At 55.8% G+C, this 16,138-nt stretch carries 19 protein-coding genes and 1 pseudogene; 11 read left to right on the top strand and 9 right to left on the bottom strand.

The window, feature by feature from the left end:
* Positions 1-80 precede the first annotated feature (80 nt).
* From BD293_RS18525 to BD293_RS23605, 5 genes and pseudogenes are all read left to right on the top strand, one after another.
* Positions 81-434 carry a hypothetical protein gene (locus tag BD293_RS18525; protein WP_142084883.1) on the top strand — a complete coding sequence of 118 codons (354 nt, stop codon included), beginning with the start codon at positions 81-83 and terminating at the stop codon, positions 432-434.
* A 333-nt stretch (positions 435-767) separates the two neighbouring features.
* Positions 768-971: a helix-turn-helix domain-containing protein gene (locus BD293_RS23610; protein WP_142084881.1), complete on the top strand. Its 204-nt coding sequence runs from the start codon at positions 768-770 to the stop codon at positions 969-971.
* Positions 972-1,070: 99 nt separating this feature from the next.
* On the top strand, positions 1,071-1,199 hold the full coding sequence (locus BD293_RS23380) for a hypothetical protein (protein WP_281286708.1): 129 nt from the start codon (positions 1,071-1,073) through the stop codon (positions 1,197-1,199).
* A 31-nt stretch (positions 1,200-1,230) separates the two neighbouring features.
* A pseudogene (locus BD293_RS18515) lies at positions 1,231-1,821 on the top strand (transposase); the annotation flags it as partial.
* Positions 1,822-2,008: 187 nt separating this feature from the next.
* Positions 2,009-2,248 carry an SH3 domain-containing protein gene (locus tag BD293_RS23605; protein WP_142084877.1) on the top strand — a complete coding sequence of 80 codons (240 nt, stop codon included), beginning with the start codon at positions 2,009-2,011 and terminating at the stop codon, positions 2,246-2,248.
* Between the two features lie 104 nt (positions 2,249-2,352).
* On the opposite strand, the gene BD293_RS18505 is transcribed toward BD293_RS23605, so the two are convergent.
* The 9 genes from BD293_RS18505 to BD293_RS18465 all read right to left on the bottom strand — a co-directional run bounded on the left by BD293_RS18505 (position 2,353) and on the right by BD293_RS18465 (position 9,714).
* Positions 2,353-2,643 (bottom strand): HU family DNA-binding protein, encoded by a 291-nt coding sequence (locus tag BD293_RS18505; protein ID WP_142084876.1) that lies wholly within the window; start codon positions 2,641-2,643, stop codon positions 2,353-2,355.
* 165 nt (positions 2,644-2,808) lie between these two features.
* On the bottom strand, positions 2,809-3,042 hold the full coding sequence (locus BD293_RS18500) for a DUF6429 family protein (protein ID WP_246086390.1): 234 nt from the start codon (positions 3,040-3,042) through the stop codon (positions 2,809-2,811).
* 46 nt (positions 3,043-3,088) lie between these two features.
* Entirely contained in the window at positions 3,089-3,298 is a 210-nt protein-coding gene (locus tag BD293_RS18495; protein ID WP_142085067.1) for a WGR domain-containing protein, read from the bottom strand.
* Between the two features lie 87 nt (positions 3,299-3,385).
* Complete coding sequence (locus BD293_RS18490) at positions 3,386-3,907, bottom strand: hypothetical protein (RefSeq protein ID WP_142084874.1); 522 nt, start codon at positions 3,905-3,907, stop codon at positions 3,386-3,388.
* A 287-nt stretch (positions 3,908-4,194) separates the two neighbouring features.
* A complete protein-coding gene (gene tnpC, locus BD293_RS18485) occupies positions 4,195-5,871 on the bottom strand; it encodes an IS66 family transposase (protein ID WP_142084872.1) in 1,677 nt (558 codons plus the stop codon).
* Between the two features lie 63 nt (positions 5,872-5,934).
* On the bottom strand, positions 5,935-6,288 hold the full coding sequence (gene tnpB, locus BD293_RS18480) for an IS66 family insertion sequence element accessory protein TnpB (RefSeq protein WP_142079383.1): 354 nt from the start codon (positions 6,286-6,288) through the stop codon (positions 5,935-5,937).
* Positions 6,285-6,731, bottom strand: coding sequence for an IS66-like element accessory protein TnpA (gene tnpA, locus BD293_RS18475; protein ID WP_142079382.1), 447 nt, complete (start codon positions 6,729-6,731; stop codon positions 6,285-6,287). The genes tnpB and tnpA overlap by 4 nt, the downstream gene beginning before the upstream one ends.
* Before the next feature lie 242 nt (positions 6,732-6,973).
* Positions 6,974-8,109, bottom strand: a protein-coding gene (locus tag BD293_RS18470) for an IS3 family transposase (RefSeq protein ID WP_246086208.1) whose coding sequence is annotated in 2 segments (ribosomal slippage) — positions 6,974-7,842 and positions 7,842-8,109 — 1,137 coding nt in all. Because the reading frame shifts where the segments join, the coding sequence is not laid out codon by codon here.
* A gap of 540 nt (positions 8,110-8,649) precedes the next feature.
* Positions 8,650-9,714: an IS630 family transposase gene (locus tag BD293_RS18465; RefSeq protein ID WP_142079384.1), complete on the bottom strand. Its 1,065-nt coding sequence runs from the start codon at positions 9,712-9,714 to the stop codon at positions 8,650-8,652.
* Here BD293_RS18465 and dctP point away from each other — a divergent pair.
* From dctP to BD293_RS18435, 6 genes are all read left to right on the top strand, one after another.
* A complete protein-coding gene (gene dctP / locus BD293_RS18460; RefSeq protein ID WP_342781417.1) occupies positions 9,713-10,867 on the top strand; it encodes a TRAP transporter substrate-binding protein DctP in 1,155 nt (384 codons plus the stop codon). The two genes, BD293_RS18465 and dctP, sit on opposite strands and share 2 nt — an antisense overlap.
* An 84-nt stretch (positions 10,868-10,951) precedes the next feature.
* Positions 10,952-11,566, top strand: coding sequence for a TRAP transporter small permease (locus tag BD293_RS18455; RefSeq protein ID WP_246086389.1), 615 nt, complete (start codon positions 10,952-10,954; stop codon positions 11,564-11,566).
* Positions 11,563-12,858: a TRAP transporter large permease gene (locus BD293_RS18450; RefSeq protein WP_142084869.1), complete on the top strand. Its 1,296-nt coding sequence runs from the start codon at positions 11,563-11,565 to the stop codon at positions 12,856-12,858. Before BD293_RS18455 ends, BD293_RS18450 begins: the two co-directional genes overlap by 4 nt.
* Positions 12,859-13,279: 421 nt before the next feature.
* Positions 13,280-13,942, top strand: coding sequence for a plasmid pRiA4b ORF-3 family protein (locus BD293_RS18445; RefSeq protein ID WP_142084867.1), 663 nt, complete (start codon positions 13,280-13,282; stop codon positions 13,940-13,942).
* A gap of 118 nt (positions 13,943-14,060) precedes the next feature.
* Positions 14,061-14,642 carry a recombinase family protein gene (locus BD293_RS18440; RefSeq protein ID WP_142084865.1) on the top strand — a complete coding sequence of 194 codons (582 nt, stop codon included), beginning with the start codon at positions 14,061-14,063 and terminating at the stop codon, positions 14,640-14,642.
* Positions 14,643-14,664: 22 nt separating this feature from the next.
* Positions 14,665-16,050, top strand: coding sequence for an ISKra4 family transposase (locus BD293_RS18435; RefSeq protein WP_142084863.1), 1,386 nt, complete (start codon positions 14,665-14,667; stop codon positions 16,048-16,050).
* The last annotated feature ends 88 nt before the right edge of the window (positions 16,051-16,138 follow it).

Below are 16,138 nucleotides of genomic sequence, written 5' to 3'. Positions count from 1 at the left end.
CGCGGGATCGCCCTGTTCAATATCTTCAATCTGGGTATAAGGCCCAACCAACTGATGATGCTTATTTTGCGGGTGGATTGATGGGTGCTGACCTGAAGAGCCGTTACGGCACTGGCAGGCTTTTTTTCGAGCTTCTGGTGATCATTGGCATATTGATGATCGTGGCCGGCCTTTTGTTGATTGCATTTGGGTGGCTGTCGGGGTGGGGAGCGACCTATCTATGGATCGGTGCGGGTGTTGGGTTTTTGGGGCTGGTCGAGATAGCTGCGGCACAGGTTTCGATAGCGATCTTGGACATGGCGGATGATATGAGATTGATGCGCGAGAAGATCCTCGTGCTGACCGTGCTGACGGGCGACAACAAGAAGGCGACATCGCACAATCAACGATCGGAGCCGACGCTGAGGAAACCGGATGAAAAAGCGTCTTCTTGAGTGGTTGAACAACCCCTGGAGCGTAGCGATTGTGAGCGGGTTGTTTTTGATGACAGCGGCGCCGGTTGTGACGGGTTTTGTTCAACTGACGTTCAGCGTGAAAAGTTGGCAGGTGTTCGGAGCGTCTAATGCGACGGGAGCGCCAGGGTCATTTTTGCGCGCGGGCGCGGTCTATAGAATGCCCAATGGCGAGCGGTTCCGCGTAGCGGATGATTTATTCGCGACAGTCCGGTGGGAATACATCAACAGCGTCCGCGCTTCGCTAACGACCATCGAAGGGCAAGGGTCAAGTCAAGACATCATGCGTGGGCAATCCGTTTCACTGTCTGGCGCATGTCAGACAGTGACACTGATGCTGAAGAAAAGTGGCGCGGAATTGGCAAGCGCCTGCGCGAGACCAGACAAGCCCTTGGGCTTTCGCAGCGAGAAATGGCTGACAATATGGGCGTTGGGTTTAGAGCTTACCAGAATTACGAAAAAGGGGTGCGCGGTGTGCCTGTCGAGGCCATAGCCAAGCTCATGCAGTGGCGCGGTTAGAAGGACGCAAGCTGGATTCTTCTGGGCAAACGTGTTGTCCGAATCCCGGAAGATCTGGATGCCTTAAAGCGGATCAGCGCGCAGCTCGATGAGCGCCTGATGTTACGCGATCAGACCATTCCAAGCCAGAAGCGCGCGCGCCTGATGGCACGTTGGTATGAGAGTTTTCTGGACGGGCGGGAAATGACGCAGAACGACATCGATGCCTTGATCGATATGGCCGCGTGATTGCCGGTATTCGACGCCAATTGTCCTTGTCGGACTGAAGATGGGACAGGTGGCCAAGGGGCGCTTTGAACAGCGGGTGATGGAGCTGGTCGAGGGCAATCCTATGCTGGAAGCCGCAGCCAAACCGATCCTGAGCGCGCGGAGCGCGCTGCGCCAGGAGCTGGCTGGCGTGGAAAAGATCCTGCGTGATCATGCCAAATCTGATCCCGTCTGCCCTCACCTGATGACCATGCCAGGGGTCGGCGCCCATGTCGCTTTGACCTACAAGGCTGCGATCGATGATCCTGATCGCTTTTCATCCTCCAGGGATGTTGGTCCTTGGGTTGGTCTGACCCCGCGGCGCGAGCAATCCGGAGAACGGGACATCATTGGCGAAATATCACGGGCAGGCGATGCTTCGTTGCGCACGGCGCTTTATCAAGCGGCGACAGTGATGTTGAATCGTGGTCGCCCGAATTGGCTGAGTGCCTGGGCATGGACTATCGCCAAGCGGCGCGGCAAAAAGCGCGCCACGGTTGCACTGGCGCGACGGATCGGGGTGGTTCTGCACCGTATGTGGCAGGACAGCACTGAATTTCGTTTCACCCGTGCTGACACCGCGGCCGCAACAGCCGCCGCATAGCCTACGCGTCTCCATAACGCCCATGCACATCAGAGATTTTGCAGCAAAAGGAGAGATAGGCCGCGCCTGAAGGCGCAGGCTTACCGAAGTCCCAAGCCGGGACGCGGTCCCCGATGATGCCGATGTGCTCGTGGATTAATAGCCACGGTCCGCTCCGTCCCGCATCAGCGACGTTCAATAGCAAAAAATGCTGCGCGATACACGATTGGCCGGTTTGGTGAAGCCGCACTGCAGCGTGCCACCGACGCTGATTGACCGCAATGCGGGTTTATTTGTCACGCAAGACTATACCGCCAAAGAGCTTACATGCGCTGTCGGCCAAATCATCAGCGGTGAATATGAGACGCATGGCTGGGTTTACTGCCGTTCAGAGGACGGTTCCGCCGGTTGGGTTCCTCGGAGAAATCTGACACCCATTGGCGCATGAACCCTCCGCACCGTCCTTGGGCATCTTTGTGCAGACGCAAGCCCAAGGGCGGCAAGGCACATTACGCCGTGCCTTGCTACAACCGTATCAGCATCTTGGGATTATCAGCTCTCCGCCAGAGCATCCTTGATCGCCTTGAGCGGCGTTGCTGCCACACGACGATCTGCGGGTTTTTCAATGGACTCGCCTGTCGCCGGATTGCGCACTGTACGCGCGCCCCGGTGCTTTGCAACGATTTTGACAATCCCAGGGAGTGTCACGCCACCGCCATTGACCACTTCAGACTGGATCGTGTCAGCCAGAGCATCCAGCACGCTGGACGCGGTTTTCTTATCAACACCAGCGCTATCGGCCAGAACAGCGACCAACTGAGTTTTCGTGAGCGGTTTCGTCATTTGGCATCCCTTCTTTGCTTCGAATTCACCATAACTTTATTGACGGATGGCAGCGCTATGTCCAGACGCCACCTAATCAATGCAAAGTCCGGTTCGGATATTGCATCCCAAAACGCTCTGTCTGGCCAATACAGACGAGGCAGTGGCTATCGCCTTCGCCCGCTTTCACTCGGCCTTGCTGAACTCCCGCGAGAGAACTGCCCGCGCATGCGCGATGCCTTCGGGCGTCAGGCTCAGCGATTTCGCCTTGTCTTTGGGATCATAGATCAGACCCTTTTCGTGCAGCCTGTTCGTGATGTCCCAATCGATCCCCTTCCAGACCCGATCACCGTCATGCAGCGTCAGGCTGAGGATCGCGAGGGCCGCATCATCGATCTTGTCGGAGTCGAGCGTCATCATCCCCCCGATGTCCGGTCAGGCTTTGCACCGTGTCCCCGCGCCCGCGTCACGCATATCCCCGCCGCTGTTTCGCGCGTGCGAGTTTCATCAGCGCGGTCACGGCCTGCCCTTCATCGGCATGCGGCTCGCTCATCATCTGGCCGCGATATCCGATCCGGCCCCATTCGCGCACAAGGCTGGCACCGCCGAACAGGTCCGGCTGGATGCTCATGCGGTAGAACCGACGCATGTTGCGCGCAGGATCGACCCGGCGCATCTGCAGGTCGGTCGGGAAGATTTCCAGTTGGCTGTTTGAAGCCGCGCCGCTCTTGCGGCAGGACTGCCACCATTTACACACAAGATGTCATTTCCAGCGCAGTTCAATATTGCCATTCTCGTCCTCAGCTTCCGCCTCGATGCGCTGTAGCAGGCGCCACATGCGCCAAATGGGGGGCATGAAATAGCCAATCGCCGGAATGGCCACGGCACCGAGCGTGGTCATCGCTGTGGCATGAAGATCAGGGCCCGTGCCCGGATCTACCCACCGCGCGAGAAGCGTCAGGATGATATAGCCCGCACCACCGCCGAGGGGCGCCCCAACGATGACCACGGCCCCATAGACCCAGAACACGATCCGGATCATGGCGTCGATCCGATCACCCGGGCGTGCCGGTCTGTACATTCCGGCAGTGCTTTGCCTTTCGTCAATTGTCATGGTGCCTAGACCAGCGCGGAAGCGTCGCCGCAGGCCGCGTTCCATCACATCCGCATCAAGTATCTGATGCCGGCCAGCAAGAATGCCAAGCATTAGTCCCAATAACAGCACGGCCTGCACCGCAAGCCCGGGTGCTGTCCAGGGTGCCAGATAGGCAGCAGGCACAGACATGAAAGCCGCAATGGAAAGGACACATAACGCAAACATGGATGCGCCATAATAGCTTTGCCGAAATCTACCCAGCCGACAGAAGCGCAGCGACAACACAAATGCGATGATGGGGACAACGCCGAACGGGATGGCAAGCCATGGGCCCCAATGCGTAGCAGAGAAAGCGCCTAGGGAACCAATCATCGGCGGAATAAAGCTGAGGATCACGGTATGCGCCGTTTCTGTCCCATTGGTTTTTTCGAGGCGCGCGGGTTGACAGGGTTTGGGTTGGCGCGTTTTTGAGCTCGTCAGGGAGTCCCGGACGAGCTCGTTTGTGAGGCATAGGCCCATGGCATCAAAGCATCGATATCTTTTTCGAGATGCCCATTAGCCAGCTTTGTGTATAGGTCATGTAGATACGCGTATGGCTCGACGTCATTCATGCGACAAGTTCCGATCAAGCTCGCGAAGCGCGCCCAAGAACGGGCGCCGTCATCGTGACCTGCAAAAAGCGTGTTGCGCCTTGTCATTGCGGGGGTTCTGATCGCGTTTTCGACCAGGTTGGAATCCATGTCCACATGACCGTCCTCGAGAAAGAGGCAAAAGCCATCCTGTCGGCTGAGCATATAGGCCAGAGCCTTGCCCAGTTCGGACTTGCGCGACACCCGGCCGGCTTGGGCATGGAGCCAGGCAAAGAATTTATCGACCAGTGGACGGGATTGATCCTGCCGGACGGCCCTACGTTGCTCGGGTGGCAAACCTCGGATTTCGGCCTCGATCTTATAGAGGGCTGCAATTCGCACCAGAGCCTCGTCAACGATTGGCGATCCCGCTTTCGGCTGGGCTTTGATCAAGGCTCTTCGTCCATGCGACCAGCAATAGGCCAGCTTCAAGGGCTTGCCACCCACCCGCTTGGGCGTCGCCAATGCGCTATACCCGCCATAGGCATCAACCTGGATTGTGCCGTTGAAGCCGTTGAGGATTTCTGCCGCGTATTCTCCTTTGCGTCCGGGTCGATAGTGGAACACGACACCAGGTGGGGATGATCCGCTCCAACCACGATCATCTCGCAGCACGGCCCAGAAATATCCCGTCTTGGTTTGGCCGCGACCGGGATCAAGTACTGGCGCTGTTGTTTCATCGACGTAAAGCCGCGTGCTGCCTTTGAGCAGCACCATTGCCATGTGATCCACCACAGGAGCAATCAGTGCGCCTGTGCGTCCCATCCAGTCTGATAGGACTGCACGATCAATTGGGGCACCATTACGGGCCATGGCCACCGATTGCCGGTTCAAAGGGTTGAAGTCGCAGAATTTGGCCACAGTGATATGGGCCAGCAAGGCTTCGGTCGGCCAGCTGTTTTCCAATAGATGCGCAGGAGCTTTGGCTTGGGTCACGCCCGTGCGGCCTTTCGGGCAGGCATACTTTGGACGCACGGTGACGATGACTTGGTATTGGGCGGGAATGATATCCAGTCGCTCCGAGCGATCCTCTCCGATCTTGACCATATCGCCGCAGCCACATGGGCAAGCGATACTGTCGGGTTCAATCACGCGCTCGACCCGGGGTAACCCCTCTGGAAGGGCGCGAGGCTTGCGTGGTTTGCGCGGGGCCTTGCTCTTGTTTTGGGACTTTTTCTCGAGCGCGGCCTGAACGTTCTCGATTTCCGCCTTCGTCTCGGCAATCGCTGTCTCTTGATCTTCGAGTGCCAGCTCCAGCTGATCAGGGGTCAGCTTTTCGGATTTGGGTCCGAATTTTGTGCGCCGGTAGTCGGCTACCTGACTTTCCAGCTTTTCGACCAGCGCGGTCAACGTGATCACGAGCGCGCCTTTTTCTTCTGCATCAGCCTGATGATGCAGGCGCGCCGCACGTTCAACGCTGACCTCGAACTGGGCTTTTTCGAGCGCCGCTTGCTGCGTCTCGAGGGCCTTTATGACCTCGGGCGGCAAGTCAGGAAATCGGCGAAGATCGAGTGGTTTTGACATGACCATTCCTACCACAAAGTGGCAGAAATAGCCAATAAAATAACACCAAAATCAGTGTATTAGTCACCCTGCCGCAGTCGGCGGAGTAACCTGTTTTGACACCATCTGCAGCCAGTCCAAACCCTCAAACAGGGCCTCATACTGGGCGCGAGAAAGCTGCATGACGCCGTCCTGGATCTTGGGCCAGACGAAGTTGGAAACCTCCAACCGTTTGTAGATCAGCACAAGACCCGTCCCATCCCAGAGCAAAATCTTCAACCTGTCCCCCCGCTTGGATCGGAACACCACAGTCAGACCAGAATGAGGATCCAACCCCAGTTCGTTTTGCACTGTCGCGGCCAGCCCGTCATGTCCCCGACGGAAGTCCACAGGTTTTGTCGCAATCACAATCGGCAGTCGCTGTCCTGCAACAATCACGACACCCCCCGCAACGCCCGGATCAACTCAGCAGCGCGCGCCACATTGGCATGCGTTGGAACGTGGACCACGATATCTGATCCAATCGCGATCGTTATCTCGTCAATCTCAGCCTGCTGTAATGCGCGATCAGTGCCTTGCGATGTCAAAGCAATCTGCAACGGAACAAAAGCTGGCTCCGACTGCTTGGTGGGCGTAGCTGCATTGCGGGGTGATTTCACAACATCCGCAGGCAGAACCAATTTGCCCTCGCGCGCCATGCGCCGCCAATCTGACAACTGATGCGGAACAATGTCATGGCGTTTCGCAACGTCCACAACGCGCGCACCAGGTTGAAAACTCTCCGCTACAATCCGCGCTTTCACATCATCTGGCCAACGCCGGTTGCCCCGAACCGGCTCAACAAGCTCCAGCCGACCGTCAAATCCACTTCCATCCGCCATAGCGTCCTCCATCACTAACAATGGAGAATTAATCAGTCCGATCAGGAATTTGCGAAAGACCTCAAATCAATGGGACACAGACGGCGCATACGGATCACGAGTTTGAAACGCAATTTCTGAGCCTCGTTGCACATGGAGTTGCTGCACGGACGCTCTGCGTTCTGTTTGCGCGGGGCTTTCAGAGGTGGTCCTGGTTTTTCGACCAGTTTTATGCCGCGCAGCGCTCTGGCATGGGTTTCCTATCACGCGGCAAGTTTCATGTTTGGTTTGCGATTATCATAAACTTCGTCCGGGGTCATCAGGCCGTGGGATGAATGCGGGCGTTCTTCATTGTAATAAGCGATCCAGGTGCCGATCCCCTGGCGCGCCTCCCGGCCAGTTTCGAAGGTGTTCAAGAAGACGCATTCGTATTTCAAGGACCGCCACAGTCGTTCGATCATGCGGTTGTCGATCCAGCGGCCGCGCCCATCCATCGAAATCTTCACCTTTGCGTCTTTCAAAACGTCGGTGAAATCGGTGCTGGTGAACTGGCTGCCCTGGTCCGAATTGAAAATTTCGGGCGGGCCATAGGTGGCCAGTGCCTCCTTCAAGGCCTCGACGCAGAACCCGGCATCCATAGTATTGGACAGCCGCCAGCTCAGCACCTTGCGGCTGTGCCAGTCCATGATGGCGACCAGATACAAAAACCCGCGCTGCATGCGGATATAGGTAATGTCCGTACACCACACCTGGTTGGGACGCGTGATGGGCAGATCTTTTAGAAGATATGGATAAACCTTGTGTTCGGGGTTTTTCTTACTGGTCTTGGGTTCCTGATAGATCGGCACCAAACGCATGAGCCGCATCAGCCGTCTTGCGCGATGGCGGCCGCATTTGTGACCCTCTCTTTGCATATGACGCGCCATCTGCCGCGAGCCGTACCATGGCGTTTTCAGGAATTGCTCGTCGATGATCTTCATGAATTTCAGGTTTTCCGCGCTTTCACCGCAGGGCTGATAGTACAGCGTCGATCGGGCGAGCGACAGCAGTGTGCATTGCCGCCGGACACTCAGTTTGGGATGATCTTTCTTCACGGCTTTTTGCCTCCAGTCCCGAGAATGAGCCTGGAGGCATCCGCCAAAAAATCCCGTTCCACTACCAATTGGCCAATCTTGGCGTGCAGCTTCTCTACATCCTTGCCGGAAATCACTGGTTCACCAACCGGCTTGGCGTCAAACGACTGCGCCATCTTGGCAATTGCCGTGCGTTTCCAGCCGTTGATCATCGTCGGATGTACTTCATATTTCTTCGACAGCTCTGCCGTCGTCAACTCTTCACGGATCGCTTCCAAGGCAACCTTCGCCTTGAATTCTGCCGTGTAACGCTTCTGTTTCGCCATATCGATTGTTCGTCCTTCTTCAGTTGCCAGAGCTTAGCAACTGGTCCGAATTTCCGCGACCACCTCTTTCCTGATCGATCGGATAGCGTTGATGCCGCATAAATAAGGATCGCCTAACGAGTTTGGCGATCCTTGCAAAGTCTGCCTGAGCACAGCTACCGCTCAGGCCTGCATATGCTGCGCTAGCCGCGACCGCACGCCCCATCCCTCTAAGTGATTGCTCATGGACCATTCATTTCGCAGGTACAGCATGGCCAGCGCTGCACCCTGCATGACCTTCCGCTATGAGGCTGGCTACGGAAATATGCTGCGCCGGATACGAATGGCCGGTTCGGGGGACCCAGCGCAATGGGACGACCGGCCGTTATGGGCCGGGTGCGCAGATCGAGCCATCACCTTCGCACAGGGCGGAAAGCCGACTGTGATCTTGCAGCATTGCGCCCGCGGCATGTGATCAAGAAGGCAGCAGCCATCGCCTTTCGGCGTCAAATGCTGCTGTAAAGTCGGCCATTCATGAAAACTATGTTTGTTATACCCGCCTTACGCGAAAACCCGAAAATTGTCGTGTGAGATGACACGGAAGTTGTCGGAGATGGTGTCGCGGAAGCTCCGCCATTCGTTGGGGAGGGTTTTTCGAAAAAATGCGAGTATCGCATCGGCAAATTGCTTTTGCGTGGGATAATACTGATTGTGTGTGACACAGCGGTGCATGACGGCCCACAATCGTTCAATCGGGTTGAGATGTGGGCAATATGGCGGCAATGGGATCAAGTGGATGCGGCAGTCCGGCCTTGCAAGGAAGTCTCGCACCTCTTGCCCTTTATGATACGCCGCGTTGTCCCAGATCACGTGGATGAGGCGCTTGTAAGGGTTGGATGCCTCGATTTTGGCCAAGAGCTGGACAGCGCTGATCCCGTCTACCGTAATCGGCTCGACAAACGACAAATCGAATGTTTCCAAGTTCAGTGCACCATGGATGTTCACACGCCCACGCCCTGCTGTGGTCTGCACGGCAGGATTTGTCCCGGCCTTCACCCAACCATAAGCCGGTTTCGTCTGATACTCCGGATGCACGGCATCTGCGAAATAGACAGCTTCATCAGCCCCCAACTCGTTCAGCAAGCGCTGATACATCTCGATGAAGGCGGCTTGTGCTGCGGCAGGCGCAACGCGCGGAAGTCCCTTCGGCTTGCGATACTCAAACCCCAGACGCGTCAGAAGCTTGATGCAGCCAGAATGGGAATACTCCAAGCCATACGTCGCGGAGATATGGGCCCGGACCTCGGTCGTCGAACGACAAAAACGATCCTCCAGCCACGCGCTGAGTTCGGCCTCCTGAGCCGAGGTCATCCGGGATTGACCGCCCTTCCATCCATCAGTGGATAGGAGGTCCCAGCCCCCTTCGCGGTAAGCCTTGTACCAAAGACGAACCGTATCATCGTCAAGGTAAAGAAATTCGGCGATCAGTTGGCAGGATTTGCCCTCATCCAGCAGCAAAATCGCATTGGCGCGACGCGCAACACCGTGATCCTCGCGATGGCGTCGCACACAGGACATCAGCTCAGCACGTTCTGAAGATGTCAGGAATTTCGGCTCAATACGCATGAACCCATCAGAATCCAATCAAACCGAACCGTCAAGCAAAACTCGGGTTCCACAGGACTCGGAGTATATTCCCATTAAATATTTGCAGAATGCTCGGTCTGCTGTAAAAGATTTCGATCATAACAAGAGCCAACATGGGAGATGCTCGATGAATTTTTCCAATATTTCCAGAGCCTTGACTGCGGGCGCGCTGAGCGCGTTGATGTCGACATCTGCACTTGCAGATGTTGTTACATTGCGCTTCGCAGGTGTTTTTCCGATTGATCACCAAGGCACAAAAATGATGCAGCAGATTGCAGATGAGGTTGCTGCTGCAGATGTCGGCCTCAACATTGACATTTACCCTGCAAACCAGCTGGGTTCCGGCGAAGCCCTTTTCGAGATGGTGGCACGCGGCAATCTCGATCTTGCGTCAGCATTCATCTATGCTGACACGGACCCGCGTCTCGAATTTCTTTCCATGCCATACCTTGTGGGCGACTGGGATGACATGGACAATATCATGCGCAGCATGGAGTCCGAGTATAACAAGATCCTTCAGGAAATTACGGACGAGTATCGCGTGCATGTCTTTGCACAGAACCCCGAAGGTTTTGTTGGTGTCGTCGCAACGCAAGAACCGGCGAACTGGAACACACTTGGCGACAAAGGCATGAACATCCGGGTCTGGTCCTCGACGCTTGTCAGGTCCATGATGCAAAACAAGGGGTATAACACCACGACAATGGCGTGGGGCGACATCTTCCCTGCGATCCAATCTGGTATCGTTGACGGCGCGATCTGTTGCACCAAAACAGCGACCTACAACATCTTTGCCCAGTCCGACGTGGGCACGCATTTTGTAGAATATAACTCGATCTCCGAACTCACCAGCTATTATGCGTCACAGCGCACCCTCGACCGGCTGACCCCTGAGCAGGTTGAAGTTCTGCAAGCGGCCATGACCAAAGCGTCCGATGAGTTCTTCGAGTTCAACCGCACTAGCGACGAGGAGTACGCGCAAAGATTGCGGGACAGAGGGTACACGATCCTGAGCCTGAGCGAAGAAGAAATGGCCGTTATGATAAACATGGTCCGCGAAGAAATCTGGCCTTCGATGGGAGACAGCATCGGTCACGACATCGTTGATCGACTCAAAAGCTCGCTGGAGTGAGTCATCAAGAAAGAAAGCGCCGGCAGGAATGCCGGCGCTTTCTTCTTGCAGGAATAAGCAGACCAACAGCAGAGGGCGAACGGCTTGTCACATCCACATCCTGAATTGCCGATTGGGCCCGATGGCGCGGTTGTCAACCATCCAATAAAAATCACAGATGAGCTGCCCAGGTTCATAGGCGCGCCCCTGAACTGGATATCGATCGCGATGATGGGTATCGTGATTTTCTCCGGCTTTTTGATGGCCTGCACCTTTGGTGCCGTCGTCGTCATCAGATACGGTTTCGGTGGCGATCTTTTCGCTTATGAGGAATGGCTGCTTGCCATCAGCATCGTCGGTTTTTTTGCCGGTGCTGTTGTGGCTTCCGAACGCCAGGCGCATATCAGGGCCGATGTACTTGGCAGCGCCATTACGAATTCAACAGCGATCTGGTGGCGCAACTTCGTCGTCCTGGTGATTGAATTGTTCGTGACGTTGTTCATTGTCTATGCCTGCTATATCTCTATTGCTGAAGACTTTTCTTTCCCCAGACTACGTTCCACGCCCGTTCTGGGTATTCCATTCGTATCGTGGCGCATCGCAATCATGATCGGTTTCACCCTGATGGCCGTGTTCACAGCCGCTTATCTTTACGTCCATATCCGGAAGGGGCTGGGCTTGCCACTCAAGTCCAATAGCGCGAAAGAGTCAAAGAAATGATCGTCACCGTAAGTCTCTTGATTGTAGTTGGTATGCTGCTGCTAGGCGTCAGCGTCTATGTAGCATTCGGGTCTGTATTGCTGTTTATCGCGCTTGTCGGGGATCAAGGTGTCGCAGGATTCCTGCCTAGAGGATCAGAGGGCCTTCGTTCGCTGGTCCTGCTCGCGGTACCATTGTTCATGATAGCCGGCGCCATCATGGAGAGAGGCAAGATCGCGGCCCCTCTTGTTTCTCTGGCCGAAATGTTCATTGGCCATATTAAAGGCGGCCTCAGCGCCGCGGCCGTTCTGGCCAGCGGTGTATTTGGGTCGATTTCGGGCAGTGCGAACGCGACACTGACCTGCATTGGCGGCATCATGATGCCGCACCTCAGACGCGCAAATTACCCGGAAGGAACATCTGCCGCGCTGATCGTGTCGGCAGCTCCTCTGGGCCTGCTTATCCCGCCAAGCGCATCACATATCCTGTATGGGTGGGTTGCGCAGCAAAACGTCTTGAGATGCTTTTTGTCAACGGTCATTCCAGCTCTTATCCTGATCACGCTTCTGATTGCGACGAACCAGTTCTTGCTGAGGAAAGTAACGGACCTCAAGCTCACAGATCGTCCAACCCCGTTCATACCAACATTCATCGGTCAAGGCCGTCTTGCCGGTCCTGCACTGATGATGCCCGTGATTATTCTGGGTGGTATCTATGGCGGGATCATGACCCCGACAGAAGCGGCTGGTATCGCAGTGATCTATGCCATTCCGATTGCGATCTACTATTACAAAGGGCTTACATGGAAAACGCTTGCCGAGACCGTCGGTCGTTCGGGCATCACAATCGGTGTCGTATTGTGTATGGTCTTCATGGTTCTGATTGTCTCTGACAACCTGATCGCTCAGGGCGCACCGAGAATGGCCCAGCAGATGGTCTACACGATTTCAGAAAATCCGATTGTGATCCTGTTGATGATCAATGTCGTGATGATCTTGATCGGGATGCTGATGGACGACATTTCGGGAATGCTTCTGGCAACTCCGATCCTGCTGCCCATCGCACAGAGCACAGGCATGGATCCTATTCACTTTGCCGCAGTGATTGGTGTGAACCTTGGCATGGCGAATATCACCCCGCCGACAGCCCCCTTGCTTTATCTGGGCGCGCAGGTTTGTGATGTTTCAGTTTCGCGGATGCTGTGGCCAACCGTCATCTTCATCGTGTTCGCTTGGCTGCCGACACTCATGCTGACGACGTTCATTCCGGAACTGGCACTTTGGCTGCCCGATCTTCTCCTCAGCGGCAGGTAAGCTGGCAGGTTCACAAAAAAGGCACCCTATCATCGGGTGCCTTTTTCTTATCCGAAGTTTGATCAGTGTTGATCAAGTGTATATTCCCCATCCGGGAAGCTCGGACAGCGCGCTGCCTTGTGCCTTACTGGACAAACATCCATGAATGCAGGCCGATAAATGCCGCGGTGACCGCGACCAAAGATGCGATCCCGAAAGCGTCTTTAGCGAGTTTCGTCATTGTAGTTTCCTTGTTGCCAGAGACCAATTTTTCAGCCACCTACAGCAGAAATCCGGACCGGAGTAGAACTATTTTCACATAGTTGATATGCAACTTGTGCACGGGTGCATAGCGAACCATTTGTTTCCGCGCCGCCAGAAGGAGAGTACCGCAAAGTGTGGGGCAATTGCCGTTGGCAGCCATTGATGGCACGATAGGTACATGGATGCGCTCGGTGAGATTATTCAGCTGAAGGTTCGGCTTTTGGGGATCAGTCCGATGATCTGGCGCCGCGCGATGGTTCCAACAACCATGACGTTGCACGAGCTGCATGGGGTTTTGCAGGTGGCCATGGGATGGGAGAGCATTCATCTGTACGCCTTCGATATCTATGCGGTGCAGTACGGCTCCTTTGAATTGATGATGGGCAGTCCGAGGGTGCCGCTGGCGCAATTTTCGTTTCGAAAGAACGGCAAGTTTTCCTACACCTACGACATGGGCGATGGCTGGGTGCATGAGATCCGTATTGAGAGCGTCAGCGCTGCTGATCCGAAGCAGTCTTATCCCTTGTGTGTTGGCGGTTCCGGAGCCTGCCCACCTGAAGAATGCGGCGGCCCGCAGGGTTATCTCGAGCGCCGCGATGAGGCGGATGGGTATGGCGCGTGGCAGGATTTCGGCGTCATGGCTGAGTGGCTGGATGACTTGATTAAGCGGGATACGACTGATCTGACAGTGCGAGACGTGCTGACTGATGAGGTCGAAGCCGCGATGCAACGTGTTGTTGCAAGAGAGCCTTACCAGGCAGGCAAGTTTTCGCGAAAGTTGGTCAACCAAGCATTTCGGGACGGGCGGCACCGCGATCTGATGCATCAGCAGTTCGGATAAACCGTCCGAAACCGACCGGTTCCGGACAGGGCGTGTAAACCTGTCCACAAACTATCTTGAACCTCTATCGAACAGGTGTATAATTCTGGACAGCTTTTCCGGACAGAATTGCAATGCTGTGACCAGAACATTTGCCTACGCCAGAGTATCGACTCTCGAACAAGACCCCGAGAACCAGATCCGGGAGATCGCTGCCGCGGGATTTGCGGTGGAGCCACACCGGATAATCGCTGAGACAGTTTCCGGCTCACAGGCCATCGCACAGCGGAAGGGCTTTGCGCGTCTTCTGGACAAGATGGAGCGTGGCGATGTTCTTGTCGTGACCAAGTTGGACCGGCTGGGGCGCGATGCGATTGATGTCAGCACCACCGTGGCCAAGCTGGAAACCCTGGGCATCCGTGTGCATTGCCTCGCCTTGGGGGGTGTTGATCTGACCAGTTCTGCAGGCAAGCTGACGATGGGTGTGATCAATGCAGTTGCCCAGTTCGAGCGCGACCTTCTGATCGAACGCACGCAATCGGGGCTGGCGCGCGCCAAGGCTCAAGGCAAAACACTGGGGCGTCCATCCACGCTTTCGGCTGATCAGCAGGCGCTGGTCCGTGAAAAACTCGCCACCGGCGCGACAGTTTCCGCCATCGCACGCGAAATGGGCACCAGTCGGCAGACGATCATGCGGACAAGGGATTCAGAACCAACATAGCCAATCATGCAGGACCCCGAAGATGGATATTGAAATCAGCGTCACTATCACTGCGCCAGACGGCGCCGCCCACACGGACAGGATTGGCACCTTCTCCAAAGGCTTTGAGGCCGCTGGTGACATTGGCCTGTCCATAGAGGAAGGCAAAGCCGTTCTTTTGGGCATCCAGCAGAAAGTTGTTGCCGCGCAGTGCGAGGCATTTTGCATCAAACGCGCGCGCTGTACGTGCTGCGATCGAAAGCTGCGTGGCAAAGGGTGGCGGCAAATTCGGTATCGGACTGTCTTCGGCGACATCGCCATTGAAAGTCCGCGCGTCTATTCCTGCCAGTGCCACAATGGCCCAGCCAAAACCTTCAGCCCCCTGAACGAACTCTTGCCCGACCATATCGCCCCGGAGTTGCTCTGGCTTGAGACGAAATGGGCTTCGCTTGTGTCCTTCGGGGTCACGTCCGACCTGCTGAAAGATGTGCTGCCGATTGATGCACGGCTCAATCCAAATACCATCCGCAGGCATTTGGGGCGCGTGGCCACGCGGATGGAGGCAGAACTGGCCGATGAGCGTTACAGCTTCATTGAAACCAGTTCCCACCAGCGTGCCCAACTTCCCAACCCTGAGGGTCAAATCACCGTCGGCATCGATGGCGGATATGTGCGGTCCCGCGATGCTCGCCAGTCGCATTTCGAGGTCACAGTCGGTAAATCCATACCCACAGATCGCCCGAGCCGCTACCTTGGGCTGGTCCAAAGTCATGATGAAAAGCCCAAGCGGCGGCTACATGAAGTTCTGAAGGACCAAGGGTGGCAGGAAAATCAGCCTGTAACATTCATGACCGACGGCGGAGATACGGTCATCAACATGGCGCGACACATGGCACCCGCCTCTGAGCATATCCTGGATTGGTTCCACATCACCATGCGCATCACCGTCATGCAGCAATACGTCAAAGGGCTTGCACATCACAATCCCGCAGAGGCCGAAGCCATTGCCCGTCTGTTGCGCCAGATCAAAGGGTTCCTTTGGAATGGTAACCTTCACGATGGTCAGGCAGTAATCGAGGAACTTGTCATCGATCTGGAAGTTGTCGAGACGGGCTATGCCAGCATCAAGGCACTTCGCAAGGCCGCGTCCGAGTTCGACACCTACATCGCCAACAACGCCTCGATGATCCCGAATTATGCGGAAAGACGGCGGTACGGTGAACGTGTTTCAACTGGCTTTGTCGAAAGCACCGTCAACACTGTCGTTGGAAAGCGCTTCGGCAAGCGTCAGCAAATGCGCTGGTCAAAACGCGGCGCGCACCTCATGCTGCAAACCCGAACCAGAGCCTTGGATGGCACCCTGCGCACTAAGTTCGAGCAATGGTATCCCGGACTGAAACCATCGTCCGAAATCGCAATGGTTGCATGATTGCCCCACACTTTGCGGTACTCTCCTATTACTGCCAAACGCAGGGCCGCGCAGCGCACATCTGCCTGTTTGTTGCGCAGACCAGCCT

Origin of the sequence: Roseinatronobacter monicus (genome assembly GCF_006716865.1) — a bacterium.
In the GTDB taxonomy this organism is placed as follows: domain Bacteria; phylum Pseudomonadota; class Alphaproteobacteria; order Rhodobacterales; family Rhodobacteraceae; genus Roseinatronobacter; species Roseinatronobacter monicus.
Note: the sequence above shows the minus strand (reverse complement) of the source record. Positions and strands in the feature narration are given on the sequence as shown.

Coding starts and splice junctions, on each gene's coding strand:
- BD293_RS18525 (WP_142084883.1), top strand. CDS start 81: ATGGGTGCTGACCTGAAGAGCCGTTACGGCACTGGCAGGCTTTTTTTC.
- BD293_RS23610 (WP_142084881.1), top strand. CDS start 768: ATGTCAGACAGTGACACTGATGCTGAAGAAAAGTGGCGCGGAATTGGC.
- BD293_RS23380 (WP_281286708.1), top strand. CDS start 1,071: ATGTTACGCGATCAGACCATTCCAAGCCAGAAGCGCGCGCGCCTGATG.
- BD293_RS23605 (WP_142084877.1), top strand. CDS start 2,009: ATGCTGCGCGATACACGATTGGCCGGTTTGGTGAAGCCGCACTGCAGC.
- BD293_RS18505 (WP_142084876.1), bottom strand. CDS start 2,643: ATGACGAAACCGCTCACGAAAACTCAGTTGGTCGCTGTTCTGGCCGAT.
- BD293_RS18500 (WP_246086390.1), bottom strand. CDS start 3,042: ATGATGACGCTCGACTCCGACAAGATCGATGATGCGGCCCTCGCGATC.
- BD293_RS18495 (WP_142085067.1), bottom strand. CDS start 3,298: ATGCGCCGGGTCGATCCTGCGCGCAACATGCGTCGGTTCTACCGCATG.
- BD293_RS18490 (WP_142084874.1), bottom strand. CDS start 3,907: ATGTCTGTGCCTGCTGCCTATCTGGCACCCTGGACAGCACCCGGGCTT.
- tnpC (WP_142084872.1), bottom strand. CDS start 5,871: ATGTCAAAACCACTCGATCTTCGCCGATTTCCTGACTTGCCGCCCGAG.
- tnpA (WP_142079382.1), bottom strand. CDS start 6,731: ATGGCGGATGGAAGTGGATTTGACGGTCGGCTGGAGCTTGTTGAGCCG.
- dctP (WP_342781417.1), top strand. CDS start 9,713: ATGAACCCATCAGAATCCAATCAAACCGAACCGTCAAGCAAAACTCGG.
- BD293_RS18465 (WP_142079384.1), bottom strand. CDS start 9,714: ATGCGTATTGAGCCGAAATTCCTGACATCTTCAGAACGTGCTGAGCTG.
- BD293_RS18450 (WP_142084869.1), top strand. CDS start 11,563: ATGATCGTCACCGTAAGTCTCTTGATTGTAGTTGGTATGCTGCTGCTA.
- BD293_RS18445 (WP_142084867.1), top strand. CDS start 13,280: ATGGATGCGCTCGGTGAGATTATTCAGCTGAAGGTTCGGCTTTTGGGG.
- BD293_RS18435 (WP_142084863.1), top strand. CDS start 14,665: ATGGATATTGAAATCAGCGTCACTATCACTGCGCCAGACGGCGCCGCC.